The sequence below is a fragment of the Rhizobium leguminosarum bv. viciae genome (assembly GCF_012276115.1).
Lineage (GTDB): Bacteria > Pseudomonadota > Alphaproteobacteria > Rhizobiales > Rhizobiaceae > Rhizobium > Rhizobium leguminosarum_T.
Window position 1 is genome coordinate 142,225 of record NZ_WIEU01000008.1, and the last position, 16,065, is coordinate 158,289.

Sequence of the window (16,065 nt, forward strand, 5' to 3'; positions counted from 1 at the left end):
CCAGTCGAACTTGGAGTCCATTCATGGCTGAGGTCCTACAAATTTTCGTAGGCGGCGTTCTGCTGGGCGCGATCTATGCATTGATCGCTCTCGGATTTTCGCTGATCTATCGCGTGACCGGTGTCGTGAACCTGTCGCAGGGCGGATTTGCGGTGGTGGCAGCACTCGCAGGGTACACGTTCAGCCAACAGCTGGGATTTTCTCTTCCGATTGCGCTTCTTTGCGCTGTGGCGGGAACCACGATCGCCGGACTGGCAATCGGGTGGTTCACGTTTGTGCCGGCGCTGAAGAAGCTGTCCAACGCCAACGTTCTGATGCTGAGTGTCGGTATCTTGACTCTGATCGAGGGCTTTTCGCTCGTCAGCTGGGGAAGCCAGCCCTATTCCGTTCCCGCATTTTCCGGCGAGCGGCCGCTGGAATTCTTGGGGCTGAGGATCACCACACAAACGTTCTGGATTCTCGGCACGGCCCTGGTCATTTTTCTGGCGGTTTGGTTCCTGATCGCAAGCACGAAAATCGGCAAGGCCTTGCGGGCATGTTCGGAAAATCCATCTGCAGCGGCGCTGATGGGCATCGATGTCAAGCGGATGACGTTGCTGAGCTTCACGCTCGCGACGCTGATTGCGGCGATTGCAGGTGTGGTCGTCGCTCCGACGACGACGCTTCAGTTCAATACGGGGCAGTTGTTTACCATATCCGGCTTCATAGCCGTGGTAATCGGCGGCATTTCATCGTTTCCCGGTGCGATCGTCGGTGGGCTGTTCCTCGGACTCGTCACCCAGTTCGCAACAGCTTATGTATCGTCGCTGTTCAGCAATGCGATCGCGTTGATACTCCTGCTTTTCATCCTGATCTACGCGCCAACGGGGCTTATCCCTTCCAAGACAATCCGCAGGCAGGACGTTCGTGAAGAACCGCGCGTCTGGAGTCATCTTACGCGGCTCACTCCGCGGACCGCCTGGACCGCCGCCAGTATGGGCATCGCGATCGCCGTCATCCTGCCGCTGCTGATCCCGTCCGCCTATATTTCCAGCCTGACGATCGCCGCGATCATATTCCTGGCCTTGATCGGTCTGGATCTGCTGATGGGTTATACCGGACAGGTCAGCCTCGGGCAGGCAGGCTTTATGGCGATTGGCGGTTATACCGCCGGATATCTTTCCATTAATTACGAGATAGAGCCGATCGTCGGGATAGCTGCCGGCATCGTGCTTTCGCTTCTTTCTGCACTCGTGCTGTCGATCGTGACATTGCGGCTTCGTGGTTTGTACTTGGCTCTTGCGACATTGGCGTTCGGCTTGTTGATCGATTCCTGCGCCATCGGATTCATCGACGTTACCGGGGGGCCGTCGGGTATGGTCGGCATACCGTCATTTTCGGTCGGATCCTTGTATTTCGATACACAAATGTCGATGTATTTCCTCGTCGTCGCGATCGACATCTTGGTCCTTTTTGCTCTCTTCGGCGCATTGCGGACAAGTTTCGGCCGAGCCTTGCAGTCGATCCGTTCGGATCAGATGGCAGCGAGTGCACTTGGGATCAACATTGTCCGTTACAAGCTCGCGGTGTTCATGATCAGCGCCGCCCTCGCGTCGGTCTCCGGCAGCCTGTTGGCATATTCATTCAATTTCCTTGCACCTGAAATGGTCGGCACGGCGCGGTCGCTCGAACTTGTCTCGATGCTGGTCATCGGCGGGGAGGGAACGCTCGTCGGGCCTGTGCTCGGAAGCGTGCTCCTGACCATGCTGCCGACGATCTTCCAGCCGCTGGCGATCTACAAGACCTTCTTCAGCGGTGCGCTGTTGATCATCTGTTTCCTCTATCTGCCGCGCGGCATGTACGGCGTCATCGCAACGATGATGACCCGCATATCGAACGAGAAACCCGTCGCGAACGGCCACAAAGTGGCAGAAGGAGGCGCTCGATGAGCTACAATGCGATGCAAGGCCACGACGCAGATATTTTGAGGGTCACCGGCCTGTCCAAAAAGTTCGGCGGGTTGAAAGCAACTGATGGCGTCAATTTTTCCGTGAAGGAGAATTCCATCACCGCGCTCATCGGTCCAAACGGTGCGGGGAAAACAACGGTATTCAATCTGCTCACCAACCTGTTCCCGCCGGACGCAGGAACTGTCGCCTTCTTCGACCAGGAGATCGTCGGCTGGAGTTCCATGGCCATCGCCAATCTCGGCCTGATCAGGACGTTCCAGTCAGCGCGTGTCTTCCCGGGCCTCACCGTTTTGGAAAATGTCATGGTCGGCCGCCATCGTCTGGTCAAGAGCGGCGGTCTCAGCCAGATGCTGTGGAGTTCCAGCAGTCGGCGCGAAGAAACTGCGATCCGGACGCAGGCCCTGGTGATACTGAAAATCGTCGGTCTCGACCGCTTCAAGGACTCCCATGCCGTCGATCTGCCGATGGGCGCGCAGAAACTTCTGGAGGTGGTCCGGGCCGTCATGAGCAATCCCAGGCTTCTGTGCCTCGATGAGCCGGCCGCAGGACTTAATGACACCGAAACCGAAGAACTCGCCGCTCTTCTGAGGGCGATCCGCGCCGCCGGAATCTCGATCCTCGTCGTGGAGCACAATATGTCGCTGGTCATGAACGTGGCAGATCATGTGGTCGTTCTCGACGCCGGCAAGGTGATCGCCGCAGGGCCGGCCGCTGAGGTCCAAAGGAACCCTCAGGTCATTGAAGCATATCTCGGGAGGGAACAGCATGCCGCTGCTTGAGTTCAAGAGCGTTTCCGCAGGATATACGAGCGCCAGCGTGCTGAGCAAAGTCAATCTGTCACTGGACGCCGGTGAAATCGTGACCCTCGTCGGGTCCAACGGCGCCGGCAAAAGCACCATCGCCAAAGTCATCTCAGGCATACTTTCACCGATGCAGGGCGAAGTGATTTTCGATGGAAAGGCGATCAAGGGCCTCTCGGCATCCGAACGGTTGCGGCTTGGCATCGCACATGTTCCCGAAGGCAGGCAGATTTTCGGTGGCATGACCGTCTTAGAAAATCTGCGGCTCGGCGCCTACAGTGTCCCGTCGCGACGGTCGATGGATATCGAAAATCAGTTGGCCTTCGTCTGCACGTTCTTTCCGGTCCTGAAGGATCGGCTCGATGACGTGGCAGGGAATTTTTCGGGAGGGCAACAACAGATGCTTGCGATCGCACGTGGCCTGATGTCCCGGCCGCGGCTTCTGATCCTCGATGAGCCGTCGCTCGGGGTGGCGCCGCTTTTGGTCAACGAGATCTTCCAACTGATCCAACGTCTGCGAGGCGAGGGCATCACCATATTGCTCGCCGAGCAGAACGCACGCCAGGCACTGTCGATTGCCGACCGTGGCTACGTCATCGAAAACGGGCAGATCGTCATGTCGGGTGCGGCATCCATGCTTGCCGAGTCCGCCGACATAGCCGAGCGCTATCTCGGCATAGGCACCTCTATCGGCGCCAATGTTGATAAGGACGCGCGCATGGCGAAGGAGCTTTCGCGCATCATCGCATAAGCCGTCGCGCCGGAGGAGCGCACTGCAGGTCATTATCAAAACAGGCTGAAGATAATGTCTTTGACGAAGACCCTTTTCGCGGTGCGTTCTGCCGGTTTGACGACTGGGGCCGCCGCCGAAAGTACATCGGCAACGTAGTTCCATAAATTGGCGTTACGCCGCACCAATGACATCATGGGGTGGGTTCAAGGATGAAGTGCGACTTGCAATAGATAACAACGGTTTATCCTTGCAAGGAACGAGACATGAAGCGCACCTACTCCCAGATCGATATCGATGAATGCCGCAAGATTGCCCGCTGGCGCACGGCTGGGGTCAGCGTTGATGTGATCGCCGAGAAGCTGCACCGACATCGCTCAACCATTTTCCGTGAGCTGCGCCGCAATACGTTCGAGGATCGTGAGATGCCGGACCTCAACGGTTACTACTGCGTGATGGCCAATGACATGGCGCGAGAACGGCGTGCCAAGCTGCGCAAACTTGCCCGGTTCGCGCAGCTCCGCCAATCGGTGATCGAGCGCATCATGCATGGCTGGTCGCCGCAACAGATCGCCGGCCGATTGCAGCTTGAGCGCCATCCGATCTCCGTCAGCCATGAGACGATCTATAAGTTCGCCTATTCCTCGGACGGTCACGCCATCAAAACTGTGGCGACACCTGCCGGAGCATCGTGCCAGACGCCGGCCGCGGCACGCCAGACGCCGCCATGGCAAGCGGTTCACCCCGGATGTCAACATTCTCTACCGGCCAGACGCCGTCGCCGAGCGAAAACAGTTCGGGCATTGGGAATGCGATCTCATCCAGTTTCGCAAGAAGTTCGGAAAGGCCAACGTGACGTCGCTGGTCGAACGGGTCAGCCGATTTGCCGATTTGCTGCGCAACAATGACCGGCAATCGAGGCCGGTGATGGACGGCCTGATCCAGGTGCTACAATCCCTGCCCCACCTCGCCCGTCGCTCGATCACCTTCGATCGTGGCACGGAGTTCACTGACTGGCCTTACCTGCAGGCCAGCATCGGAGCGCAGACATGGTTTTGCGATCCGCAATCCCCGTGGCAGAAGGGCACTGTCGAGAACACCAATAGACGGGCCAGGAAATGGCTTTCGAGAGAGGTCGATCCACTGTCTCTCAGCGACCGCGATCTCACCGAGATCTGCAACCGCCTGAACGCAACGCCACGCAAATGCCTCGGCTACAAAACGCCGGCAGAAGTCTTCCGCCAGAAACTCCTCGCGCAAATCAGGCGTACCGGTTAGCCTCTCAAAGCCCGCAGGTCGCGGTTCAGCATGAACTCACCTGGGTCTGAGGCTCGGATCTCTTCACGAGCAATGTGTTACTTTTTGCTCCAGTGGCGCGAGACGAATATGTTTGAAATAACCCTTGCAATGAGTATAAATTGCACTTGCATCTAAGACAACCAAGCCTGCTAGTATAGCGTCACGCCGTCGAGAGAGATGGACAATGCAAGCCACGCCAAGTGTACAGGCTAATGCGGGTAAAACATGTCGCTGAAGTCTGTATTCGAGCAGCAGTGCGGAGCAGATGTGGGGCGACAAGCAGACGCAAACTTGCCTGCCAGCTTGTTTGATTGTGTCGAGAAAGGCGCTATACTCTAGATTGATGGAGATCTTGGCTCGGTAAATGAAAAGCAATTTCACCGATCTGTCAGATACTCTTGTCCCTCGTCAGTCGGTCGATGGTGCAGTCCGCGACTTCCTGATGCGGGGTGACGAATTGCGTTACTTCCACCTCGTCGGATCGCCAGGGACGGGCAAGACGAGTTGGGCCGAAATGCTATCAAGCAGCGGCCAGGTATCTTTTGGCGGCCAACTGCTCGGCCGCATTGTTGCTTGGCATTTTTGCCGTAGGACAGATGCCTCCTCACTTGGCGGCCTGACTTTTCTCAGGAGCGTTGCTGAACAGATCGCACGAAGGGAACCCGCCTTTGCGCAAGCGCTTCTTCGACACACGTCAGTTAGAAACGGTGCCCACTTTGAGGCCCATCAGATTATTCACAATATGCATGAGGGCACCGCTATCGGTGTCTATATCGAGCAGCTGATCATAGCAGGTTCAAGTGCGCGCGATCTGATCGAACCGTCCCTTCTGGCTCCTCTACGTGATGCGCTGAACGGGGATGGTCCGTTATGGATCATTGTAATCGATGCACTGGATGAGGCCGATGGTGATATCACCGGTGCCACCCTCAGAGATCTGATTTTAAGTATGGGCGATTTGCCCCGCCGGTTGCGCTTCGTAATAACGTCAAGGCCGGACCGACATCTCGAGCGGGAGCTCGAAATGCTGGGAGCGGTTTGTCAAAATATCTTGGCGGCATCCGATCATGACGCGCTAAAGACCTTCGTGCGTGAACAGGCGGTCAAAAACCGTGTGCTTGAACGTTTGAGTGACGGGTTAAAGCAGGAGCAATTCGTTGACCTTGTGGCGCTCCGAGCCGACGGCAATTTTCTCGTTGCCAGGTGCGCCGTCGACATGTTGGCCGAGTTGAAAGGCGAAGTAACACACACTGCGATCAAAGAATTGCCATCGAAACTGGCCGACTACTATCTGCATTTCCTAAGCCGATTGCCGGGTGATATCCGGGCCAGATGGGGCGCGTTTGGCGGGCGAGTTCTGGGGGTTCTTTCTGTAGCGCGCGCGCCCCTGACAGAGGCACAGCTTGCCGCCGCGTGTGGGCTCAACGAAAGCGAGGTGCGAGACATCCTGATGCGGTGCGGGCACTATCTTCGCTCAGTCGGCAATCCTAAATCCTGGTCGATATTTCATCAGACTTTTGCGGAATTTCTGCTTGACCCAGATCAGGCCGAAGAGTTCTGGAGACCTCCGGCAGAGCAACACCAGCGCTTCGTCCGCTGGACGCCTACACCGGTTGGTAAAGTACCATCGTGGGCCAAAGCTGATCCCTACATTCTGAAGAACGTCCTGTTCCACATAGCGGCGGCGGAGATGGAGCAAACGACCGCCCTAATGGAAGAAGTGCTCTGCCCAGACTTTTTTGCTGCCCGATTCGACCAGGACAACCTGAGCAACCTCGTCGTTGACGATCTGGCCATATGCATAGCGATCGCAGGGGAGTGTCGAGACGTTGCGCGCCTGTATTACTTCGGCCTGCTGAAAGCGTTTTTGCAGGATCGGGCCGCGTCGCGCGCCGACCCATCAAGCGCAATTATCACCGCTGCCTCCGGGCGTGTCCAAGAAGCGATTAGCTTGGCCAAGCGGGAGAATGTTGGTGACTCTCGCGAGAAATATGAACGGCTTGCTTACTTTCGAGATTTCGCAGTTCAACTTGCGGAACTGGGAGAGGTCGCCGAGGCGATTTCATTTGGCGAGACGCTTGAGGCAGATATTCGCAATGACGTCCTGCTGTCGTTGGTTGAATTTCTTGCGCCGCACGACGCTGCTCGCGCGGTCGAACTCCTTGAGCGCCTGCAACATCATGGTCGTGATCAGCCAATCCTGTCAGTCAATTGTTGCCGCGCCATTGCCGAACTTCCGACCGGCGTCGATCGAGCGCTCATACAAGCCGGTGACAGCAGAGAGCACCTTGCAGCCGTGGCAGAGGGTTGCGCTACCCACGACCTTGAGCGCGCATTGCAGATCACGGGCACAATTGCCTCTTTTACTGAAGATATTGGTGGCGAGCGTCTTATTATCCAGCAAGACAACATTATCGCACGCGTGCTTTCTGCCAATGTCGAGGCCAACCCGGGCAATGGCCCTTCCGGATGGAAGAGGGCTGAGCAACTGCTGGGAAATCATTGGCCCCAACCTGACGACATACCGCTAGCCGCCGCGTTCGCTCGCGTGTCGGCTGAACTTGGCGAAGCATCATTTAAACGGCTCGACTTTTGGGCCTGGGAGCATCTCCGGCGAACATTGGCGATAATTTATGTCGGAGCTCAAGGAGGAACGGAACTCGTCAATGCCCTGACCCGGAACACGAAGCCGCAGATAGGAAGAGACCCTCCAGGGTTCGAGAACGACCTTGAGTTACGGCGACTTTGTCCAGCGCTCGCTCGTGTCGATCTCAACGTGCTGTCACAGGAATTGAGATCGCAAGGTTTTGCTCACGATTTCGCATTCGCTTTAATTGAAGGTCTGGAAGCGGATCCTGAACGGCCGGAATTCAAATATCAGATAGCGACTGATATAGGTCGCTTCATCGCGCTGCTCGATCCATCCCTGCTAGGTCGCATGGCCGATTTGGTCAATGACAGCTGGGACGGCGAAGTGTCGGACGTGGCGGCCGGCATCGCCACTGGACTTTCGGAGACGTCAACGACAGCTTTTATCAAAGCCTTGAAACAGGGTAGTTTTCCCGAGCTCAGCAGTCACAAATCCCTGGTAGCGGCGACCGGAGTGATTGCGTCGCGGGATCCGGAGGATGCTCTGCAACTGGTCGATTCCGTTGCTCTGCGGTATTTTGCGACGCGAGCAATTCTCTGTGGGATTATAGCGAAAGAAATGCGTTTGCAAGGCCGAGGCGGGTTCGAGAAGCTTACAAGAAGGCTGAGCAAATATCCCGATGGCGCACATTTCCAAGACGCAGTCATTGAAATCAGATCAGTTGTGTCGCGCTTTGACGAAACGGCAGTTAGCATCGAGAAGCGCGCTCTCGTTAAGGCGCGTAACCTGATCCTCCGCGCCTGCGAAGAACCTGATCAGATTGCGCCTTTGCGAGAAGCGGCCGCGATAGTGGATAGCCTCCCCGACGCGTCGGGTGCGCGCGCTTATGGCGAAAGCATATGGCCCTCCGATCTGCGCAAGAAAATCGCACATCTGCTGATACCGCACGATCCAGACTTTGCGCTCATTGTCGCCTTGCCGAGTAGTGCCATTTCCCTGCCGGAACTTCGACCCATTGCCGCACAAGTTTTGCGTCAATATCTCGATATCGACGCCGACTTCGACGTGCTCCTTTACGTTTCGGCCAGGTTGCGACAGGTGAAGCCGGCGGGATTGAATTTATGGACGCTTATGCTGGCATTCGCCTTGGAACTGCCGAAGCAGCTTCTACCCAAACTTTTAAGCGACCTAGGTGTAATTGATACGGAAATGCACAGCGCCGTCCGTTGGGCCGTGCAGGCGCAGCAGGACCCTGTTGCCGTGCTTAAGGAAATCGGGACGGGTGATCGTGGTGCATTTGCCAGTCGCTGGGCGGCCCAACATGCTTTGATCAACTTGATGACGACTGACCCGAATAAGGCATTGGCAATAGTCGATGTGGTCGCACCAGATTTTTACGCAGCTGAAAGTTACAGGCTGCTCTGCGCTCGGCATTGGAACCCCAGGGACTGGCGGTCCGGGCTTGAGCGTTTTTCGTCAGGAATCCAAGCGCACGATTGTCGCAGTGTGCTATTGAAAGGCGCTGCCCGCGTCGACCCGATAGCCGCCCTGGAGACGGCGGCCGAAAGCATTGAGGGGTCACGCGACCTGTGCAATGTAATAATTGAGGCGTCTCTCGTCGGTGATATTCAGTTAAAGGTATGGTCGCATCTTGCGGAGGCCGCCGCCTCGCTGAAAAGCGCAAGTCAACAGGAGGATGCTTTCAACGCACTTCTTATCAGTGCCGAGAGCGCTGATGAAGCAATTAGGCAACAGGTCGCCAGTCTCTTGTTGACCGCCATTTCGACGGTGCCCCGTATGACCTTTATTGGCTGTGTCGCCGCGATTACTCGAGCGGCGATAGCAGCTGACCCATCAATCAGATCCAGCGCTGAAGCAACGATGGAAAGGCTAAGCTCCTTGCTGTCATTGTAGATTTCGAGCAGTTGTGAGGAACATCTTTAGGTAAGTCTTGGAAACTGGTAGGCTAGCGGGAGAAGTTATAATTAGAGATGGAGGGTATGACCATGGTGATCGAAGCATTGGTGGCCAGTACGATTACAATCCTCGCGCCTTATGTTGCTGCGGGTGCAACGAAAGCCGCCGAAACACTCGGTGAGGCAATGGCAAAAGGCGCCGGTAACCTTCTCGACCAACTGCGTACGTGGTTAAATGGCGACAACGAGGCGAGCTCGGCTTTGCGCAATTTCGAGACAAACCCCAATCGCTATGGCGGGGTGTTGGAAGATATATTGTCTGAGAAGTTGAAAAGCAATCCAGCCATGGTTGACGATTTAATGAACATCGTTAACGAGGTCGGCCCTCGCGTAGAGGTAGTCCAAAAGATTAGGACACTGGCTGGTCAAGCCGTGGGCCTCGATGTGGCCAAATGGGAAAAGGGTTTGGCAAAAGTGGAGCAACAGGTCGAGACCTTGGAAAAGGGTGGCACGCTGGTTGGAGCCTCAATCGGCAAGCCGGAATGAATTTCAACTCCTGGGTGTTTGACGCGGACCGGTCAGCGTGTCGCGCTGGCGAACGACGCGCCTGCCGGCGATGGTCTGGAGAAGAAGAGCAGCAATGATTGAGTTCCGCCAGCGCAGGCTCGACGCGCTCAGGCATGGGATCGAACAGCAGCTGTGGTTGGGCTGGATTACGTTTGCCGCGCGGCCGGGAACGGATCGAGGCCTCGGTGTCACGAAGGAGGGGTTTTGATCTCGGAGGCTTCTTCATGCCGACAGTTCAGCAGAGAAATATTAAAGACACTGTGACGATGCCGACTTGTCCCCGCAATTCACACAAAGGGATTAGCGCTCGCAAACGCTCGGAAAAAATTCAGTTTGCGCCATGGGCCTGATTCCCTTCGGTATTCTGCGATTTCTAATGTTCAGGATAATATTCCCATTCCTCCGGTTGCTTGACTCTTCTGTTGGGCGGGAACAGAAAGAGAACATCCGCATTTGTCTGACATGATGTCGGCCGCCAACACGACCTTGAAGGGAGCCGTGAACGATGCCTGCTGCCCGTGAACGGGTGATTTCCGATCTGCGCGAGCGCATCGCTTCGCTGGAAGGCGTGTCAGCCAAAAAGGCTGGCTGTCTCTCCTTCGGCGTGCCTGAGATCGATGCAGTCCTGCCGGGAGGCGGCCTGGCCTATGGCGCCCTGCACGAATTTGCCGGCGGCGGATCGGGCACGGTGGATGGTGCGGCGGCGGCGCTCTGTGCAGCGGGCATCGCAGCCCGCACCAAAGGTCCGATCGTCTGGTGCCTGACGCGTCCCGATCTGTTTTTTCCGGCGCTCGCTCAGGTCGGTCTCCATCCCGACCGGGTGATCTTTGTCGAATCCGACAAGGAGGAAGACGTGCTCGCCAATATGGAGGAAGGGCTTTCCTTTGGTGGGCTCGGCGCTGTGGTCGGTGAACTCGTTCGCCTGCCGATGGTCAGCTCGCGCCGGCTGCAGCTGGCGGCCGAGCGAACGGGCACGATGGCGCTTGCCGTCCGACGCTGGCGGCGGCAGACGGAGGCCAATGATTTCGGGCAGCCGACGGCGTCGACCACCCGTTGGCGGGTGAGCGTCATGCCGTCGGAGGAATTGCCGGTGCCGGGTGTGGGGAGGGCTCAATGGTTGCTGGAATTGATGCGCGTGAAAGCGGGTGAATGTGCTGAGTTTCTCGTGAGGGCGTGCGATGACAAGGGTCGTCTCGATCTATCTTCCGGATCTGCCGACGGATCGCATTCGTCGCGCCGATCCCTCCATTCCGCCTGAACAGGCGATTGCCATGATCGCCAGGAGCGGCTCGAAACGCTGGGTGTCGGCCGCCGACGCGGCCGCCAGGAAAGCCGGCGTGCATGTCGGCATGCCGGCGGCCAAGGCACAGGCGCTGTTCCGCGGCCTGATGCTGATCGAGGCGGATCCTGCAAAGGATGCCGCAGCACTCGAACGCATTACCCTTTGGGCACTGACGCTCTACTCCCCGATCGTCGCCGTCGATGGGATCGATGGGATCGTCATGGACACAGAGGGTGCCGATCACCTGCAGGGCGGCGAGCTTCCCATGGTGACGAAGATCGCCAATCAGTTCCTGGCAAAAAAACTCACCCCCCGTGTTGCGATCGCCGATACCTGGGGTGCGGCACACGCCTGCGCCCGCGCCATCAGCCGCGAAACGGTCATCGTGCCTTCAGGTGAGACCGTCCACGCCGTCGAAAAGCTGCCGATATCGTTGCTTCGCCTTCCGGGGAAAGCCGTCAGCGATCTGCGCACACTTGGCTTCCAGACAATCGGCGAATTGGCCAACACGCCGCGCGCACCGCTGACGCTCCGTTTTGGTCCGGAGATTGGCCAGCGGCTCGACCAGATGTTCGGCCGCATCTGCGAACCGATCGATCCGATCCGCACTGCCGAGTTGATCGAGGTCAGCCGCGCCTTCGCCGAGCCGATCGGTGCTGCCGAGACCATCGACAAATATGTCGGCCGGCTGGTCGTGCAACTGATCGAGGAGCTGCAAAGGCGCGGCCTTGGTGTTCGGCGCGCCGACCTGATCGTCGAAAAGGTCGACGGCACGCGGCAGGCAATCCGCGCCGGCACGGTGAAGCCGGTGCGCGATGTCGCGTGGCTGACGAAGCTGTTTCGCGACCGGACGGAGAAGATCGAACCCGGCTTCGGGATCGAGAAGCTCAACCTGGTTGCGGTGATAGTCGAGCCGCTGGAAGAGCGCCAGAAATCCTCCTCGCTGGTCGAGGAGGAAGTGAACGACGTGACGCCGCTGATCGATATTTACGGCAATCGTGGCCAGCGTGTTTATCGAGTGGCACCCGTTGCCTCCGACGTGCCGGAGCGCTCCGTCCAGCGGATCGGCGCCGCGGCCGATCCGGTCGAGGTCTCCTGGGTCAGCCATTGGCGCCGGCCGGTCCGGCTGCTGGCGTATCCCGAGTTGATCGAGGCCATTGCATTGCTGCCGGACCGCCCGCCGGTCTCGATCACCTGGCGCGGCAAGCGGAGGAAGGTCAAACGGGCCGATGGGCCTGAGCGGATTTTTGGCGAGTGGTGGCGGCGCGACGCCGAGATGGAGGCAGTGCGGGATTATTTCGTGATCGAAGACGAGGCTGGCGAGCGTCTTTGGGTGTTTCGCTCCGGTGATGGCATCGATCCTGAAACCGGAAGCCACCGCTGGTTCTGCCATGGGATCTTCGCATGAGTTATGCCGAGCTGCAGGTCACGACCCATTTTTCCTTCCTGCGCGGTGCAAGCTCGGCGCAGGAACTGTTCGAGACCGCCAAGGCTCTCGGTATCGAAGCCCTCGGCGTTGTCGATCGCAATTCGCTTGCCGGGATTGTCCGGGCGCTTGAAGCATCGCGCGCCACCGGTTTGCGCCTGGTCGTTGGTTGCCGGCTCGATCTGCAAGACGGCATGTCGGTGCTGGTCTATCCCACCGACCGGGCTGCCTATTCACAGTTGACCCGCCTCATCACGCTCGGCAAGTCGCGCGGCGGCAAGAACAACTGCATCCTGCACTGGGACGATGTCATTGCCTACGCCGATGGCATGATCGGCATTCTTGTGCCTGATCTGCCGGATGACGTCTGCGCGATCCAGGTGCGCAAGATGGCCGAGCTGTTTGGTGATCGGGCCTATGTATCGCTTTGCCTGCGGCGCCGGCAGAACGACCAGCTGCGGCTGCATGAGATTTCCAATGTTGCGGCGCGGTTCAAGGTGCGGACAGTCGTCACCAATGACGTCCTCTTCCATGAGCCAGGCCGCCGGCAGCTGCAGGACATCGTCACCTGCATTCGCACCAGAACCACGATCGATGACGTAGGTTTCGAGAGGGAGCGTCATGCGGATCGATTTCTCAAACCGCCCGAAGAGATGCAGCGGTTGTTTCCGCGATACCGGCAAGCCCTGGCAAGAACCATGGAGATCGTCCGTCGGTGCACTTTCTCGCTCGAGGAACTTACCTACCAATATCCGGAGGAGGCGATAGTACCGGGCAAGGATGCCCAGGCTTCGCTGGAGCATTATGTCTGGCAATGTGTGCCCGATCGGTATCCCGAAGGTCTGCCGCCCGATGTCCTGAAGACGGTGCGCCACGAACTCGACCTCATCCGCACCATGAAATACGCGCCCTATTTTCTGACCGTCTTCTCGATCGTTCGCTATGCGCGGTCTGAAGGCATTCTTTGCCAAGGCAGGGGTTCTGCCGCCAACAGCGCCGTCTGCTACATTCTCGGCATTACCAGTATCGATCCCTCGACAAACGACCTTCTGTTCGAACGCTTCGTCAGCCAGGAGCGCGACGAGCCGCCGGATATCGACGTCGATTTCGAGCACGAGCGGCGCGAGGAAGTGATCCAGTGGATATATCAGACCTATACACGGGAAAAGGCAGCGCTCTGCGCCACCGTGACCCGCTACCGGGCGCGCGGCGCGATCCGCGATGTCGGCAAGGCGCTCGGCCTGCCGGAGGACGTGATCAAGGCCTTGTCGTCCGGCATGTGGTCCTGGTCGGAGGAAGTTTGCGATCGCAATGTCCGCGAGCTCAATCTCAATCCCGACGACCGGCGTCTGGTCCTCACCCTGAGACTGGCGCAGCAATTGATGGGCGCGCCGCGGCATCTCGGGCAGCATCCCGGCGGATTCGTCCTCACCCATGACCGGCTCGACGATCTCGTGCCGATCGAACCGGCAACGATGAAGGACCGTCAGATCATCGAATGGGACAAGGACGACGTCGAAGCCCTGAAGTTCATGAAGGTGGACATCCTGGCTCTTGGAATGCTGACCTGCATGGCCAAGGCCTTCGATCTGATCCGCGAGCACAAGGACCGGGATCTTGATCTGTCTGACATCGAGCAGGAGGATCCTGCGACCTATGCGATGATCCGCAAGGCCGATACGCTCGGCACGTTCCAGATCGAAAGCCGCGCGCAGATGGCGATGCTGCCGCGGCTCAAGCCTCGGACATTTTATGATCTCGTCGTGCAGGTGGCGATCGTCCGGCCTGGCCCGATCCAGGGGGACATGGTCCATCCCTATCTGCGCCGGCGCGAAGGCAAGGAGGCCGTCGACTATCCGACGCCCGAGTTGGAAGCCGTGCTCGGCAAGACGCTCGGCGTGCCGCTGTTTCAAGAGTCGGCGATGCGGGTGGCGATGGTCTGCGCCGGCTTTACCGGCGGCGAGGCCGACCAGCTGCGCAAGTCGATGGCGACTTTCAAGTTCACCGGCGGCGTCTCGCGGTTCAAGGACAAGCTGGTGTCGGGGATGGTGAGGAACGGCTACACGCCGGAATTCGCCGAGAAGACCTTCTCCCAACTTGAAGGCTTTGGCTCCTATGGTTTCCCGGAGAGCCATGCGGCTTCGTTCGCGCTGATCGCCTATGCGTCGAGCTATATCAAATGTCATTATCCGGAAGCCTTCTGCGCGGCGCTGATCAATTCGCAGCCGATGGGTTTTTACGCGCCGGCACAGATCGTCGGCGACGCAAGGGCCCACGGCGTCGAGGTGCGGCCGGTCTGCATCAATCGGTCCCGATGGGACTGTACGCTGGAGCGCATCGGCAATTCTGGTCGCCATGCCGTACGGCTCGGTTTCCGGCAGGTGAAAGGACTGGCGGTCGCTGACGCCGCGCGCATCGTCGCGGCACGCATGGACACTGCCTTTGTCTCCGTTGACGATATGTGGCGTCGATCCGGCGTGCCATCGGAGACGCTCGTCCAGCTTGCCAAGGCCGATGCCTTTCTGCCGTCGCTGAAGCTTGAACGCCGCGACGCGCTCTGGGCGATCAAGGCGCTACGCGATGAACCCTTGCCGCTGTTTGCGGCGGCAGCCGAACGGGAGATGGCTGCAATTGCCGAGCAGCAGGAGCCGGAGGTGGCACTTCGACAGATGACGGCCGGGCATAACGTCATTGAGGACTACAGCCATACCGGACTGACATTGCGGCAGCATCCAATCGCCTTCCTGCGCAAGGATCTATCGGCGCGCAACATCATCACATGTGCGGAGGCGATGAATTCAAGGGACGGGCGGTGGATCTATACCGCCGGCCTTGTCCTGGTGCGGCAAATGCCAGGATCGGCCAAGGGCGTCATGTTCATCACCATCGAAGACGAGACCGGGCCGGCCAATCTCGTTGTCTGGCCAACGCTGTTCGAAAAACGCCGGCGGGTCGTGCTCGGATCCTCGATGATGGCGATCAATGGCCGGATCCAGCGGGAAGGGGAGGTGGTCCACCTTGTCGCCCAGCAGCTGTTCGACCTGTCAGGCGATCTGACCGGCCTTGCCGATCGTGATGGAGAGTTCAAGCTTCCGGCCGGCCGTGGTGATGAATTCGACAGAGGCGGAGGGCCCGATCCGCGGGATCAGCCGAAGCCGGTTATCGCCGCGCGCGACTTGTTCGTGCCTGATCTTCATATCGATACGTTGAAGGTGAAGAGCAGGAATTTTCACTGACGGTCTGGTTTTTGGCCTGAACGCGCAAAAAGCAGCACCTCTTTCCCATAGTGGTGAGTGGTGAGTGGAGACGACGAACTCATGGCGGCCGAGCGTCGTTCCCGAGAAGGCATTGACAAACGTGCCGGCATGTCGCCACCTCGTTTCAACGCATGGAGAGTTGCGACTGGCATCTTTGAGAATTACGCTGAGCGAGTTCCCTAGCCCCACGAGAACATGTTCCTTGCGCAGCGCTAACGGTCCTCTGGCTTTTCTAGGTCATCGTTCCGT

At 58.4% G+C, this 16,065-nt stretch carries 8 protein-coding genes and 2 pseudogenes; 9 read left to right on the top strand and 1 reads right to left on the bottom strand.

Annotated features, from left to right (window positions below; genetic code table 11):
• Positions 1-23: 23 nt before the first annotated feature.
• The 6 genes and pseudogenes from GFM02_RS16575 (at position 24) to GFM02_RS16600 (ending at position 9,830) form a co-directional block, all read left to right on the top strand.
• Positions 24-1,928 (top strand): ABC transporter permease, encoded by a 1,905-nt coding sequence (locus tag GFM02_RS16575; protein WP_168322214.1) that lies wholly within the window; start codon positions 24-26, stop codon positions 1,926-1,928.
• Positions 1,925-2,728 (top strand): ABC transporter ATP-binding protein, encoded by an 804-nt coding sequence (locus tag GFM02_RS16580; protein WP_205930354.1) that lies wholly within the window; start codon positions 1,925-1,927, stop codon positions 2,726-2,728. Before GFM02_RS16575 ends, GFM02_RS16580 begins: the two co-directional genes overlap by 4 nt.
• Positions 2,715-3,500, top strand: coding sequence for an ABC transporter ATP-binding protein (locus GFM02_RS16585; RefSeq protein ID WP_168322215.1), 786 nt, complete (start codon positions 2,715-2,717; stop codon positions 3,498-3,500). The genes GFM02_RS16580 and GFM02_RS16585 overlap by 14 nt, the downstream gene beginning before the upstream one ends.
• A gap of 245 nt (positions 3,501-3,745) precedes the next feature.
• Positions 3,746-4,757, top strand: a pseudogene (locus tag GFM02_RS16590) (IS30 family transposase).
• A 385-nt stretch (positions 4,758-5,142) separates the two neighbouring features.
• Positions 5,143-9,282, top strand: a complete 4,140-nt coding sequence (locus tag GFM02_RS16595; protein WP_168322216.1) for a hypothetical protein — start codon at positions 5,143-5,145, stop codon at positions 9,280-9,282.
• Between the two features lie 92 nt (positions 9,283-9,374).
• Entirely contained in the window at positions 9,375-9,830 is a 456-nt protein-coding gene (locus GFM02_RS16600; protein ID WP_168322129.1) for a hypothetical protein, read from the top strand.
• 100 nt (positions 9,831-9,930) lie between these two features.
• Here GFM02_RS16600 and GFM02_RS35135 read toward each other — a convergent pair.
• Positions 9,931-10,077 (bottom strand): annotated as a pseudogene (locus tag GFM02_RS35135) (non-homologous end-joining DNA ligase); the annotation flags it as partial.
• A gap of 279 nt (positions 10,078-10,356) precedes the next feature.
• Between GFM02_RS35135 and GFM02_RS16610 the strand changes: the two are divergent.
• From GFM02_RS16610 to GFM02_RS16620, 3 genes are read left to right on the top strand one after another with little or no spacing between them, the layout of a single operon-like run.
• On the top strand, positions 10,357-11,109 hold the full coding sequence (locus GFM02_RS16610; protein WP_168322217.1) for an ImuA family protein: 753 nt from the start codon (positions 10,357-10,359) through the stop codon (positions 11,107-11,109).
• Positions 11,030-12,541 (top strand): Y-family DNA polymerase, encoded by a 1,512-nt coding sequence (locus GFM02_RS16615; protein WP_168322218.1) that lies wholly within the window; start codon positions 11,030-11,032, stop codon positions 12,539-12,541. The genes GFM02_RS16610 and GFM02_RS16615 overlap by 80 nt, the downstream gene beginning before the upstream one ends.
• A complete protein-coding gene (locus GFM02_RS16620; RefSeq protein WP_168322219.1) occupies positions 12,538-15,795 on the top strand; it encodes an error-prone DNA polymerase in 3,258 nt (1,085 codons plus the stop codon). The genes GFM02_RS16615 and GFM02_RS16620 overlap by 4 nt, the downstream gene beginning before the upstream one ends.
• Positions 15,796-16,065 lie beyond the last annotated feature (270 nt).

Bases quoted from the DNA above. Each gene is read 5' to 3' on its own strand.
- GFM02_RS16610 (WP_168322217.1), top strand. From the start codon at position 10,357: ATGCCTGCTGCCCGTGAACGGGTGATTTCCGATCTGCGCGAGCGCATC.
- GFM02_RS16620 (WP_168322219.1), top strand. From the start codon at position 12,538: ATGAGTTATGCCGAGCTGCAGGTCACGACCCATTTTTCCTTCCTGCGC.
- GFM02_RS16580 (WP_205930354.1), top strand. From the start codon at position 1,925: ATGAGCTACAATGCGATGCAAGGCCACGACGCAGATATTTTGAGGGTC.
- GFM02_RS16575 (WP_168322214.1), top strand. From the start codon at position 24: ATGGCTGAGGTCCTACAAATTTTCGTAGGCGGCGTTCTGCTGGGCGCG.
- GFM02_RS16600 (WP_168322129.1), top strand. From the start codon at position 9,375: ATGGTGATCGAAGCATTGGTGGCCAGTACGATTACAATCCTCGCGCCT.
- GFM02_RS16585 (WP_168322215.1), top strand. From the start codon at position 2,715: ATGCCGCTGCTTGAGTTCAAGAGCGTTTCCGCAGGATATACGAGCGCC.
- GFM02_RS16595 (WP_168322216.1), top strand. From the start codon at position 5,143: ATGAAAAGCAATTTCACCGATCTGTCAGATACTCTTGTCCCTCGTCAG.
- GFM02_RS16615 (WP_168322218.1), top strand. From the start codon at position 11,030: ATGACAAGGGTCGTCTCGATCTATCTTCCGGATCTGCCGACGGATCGC.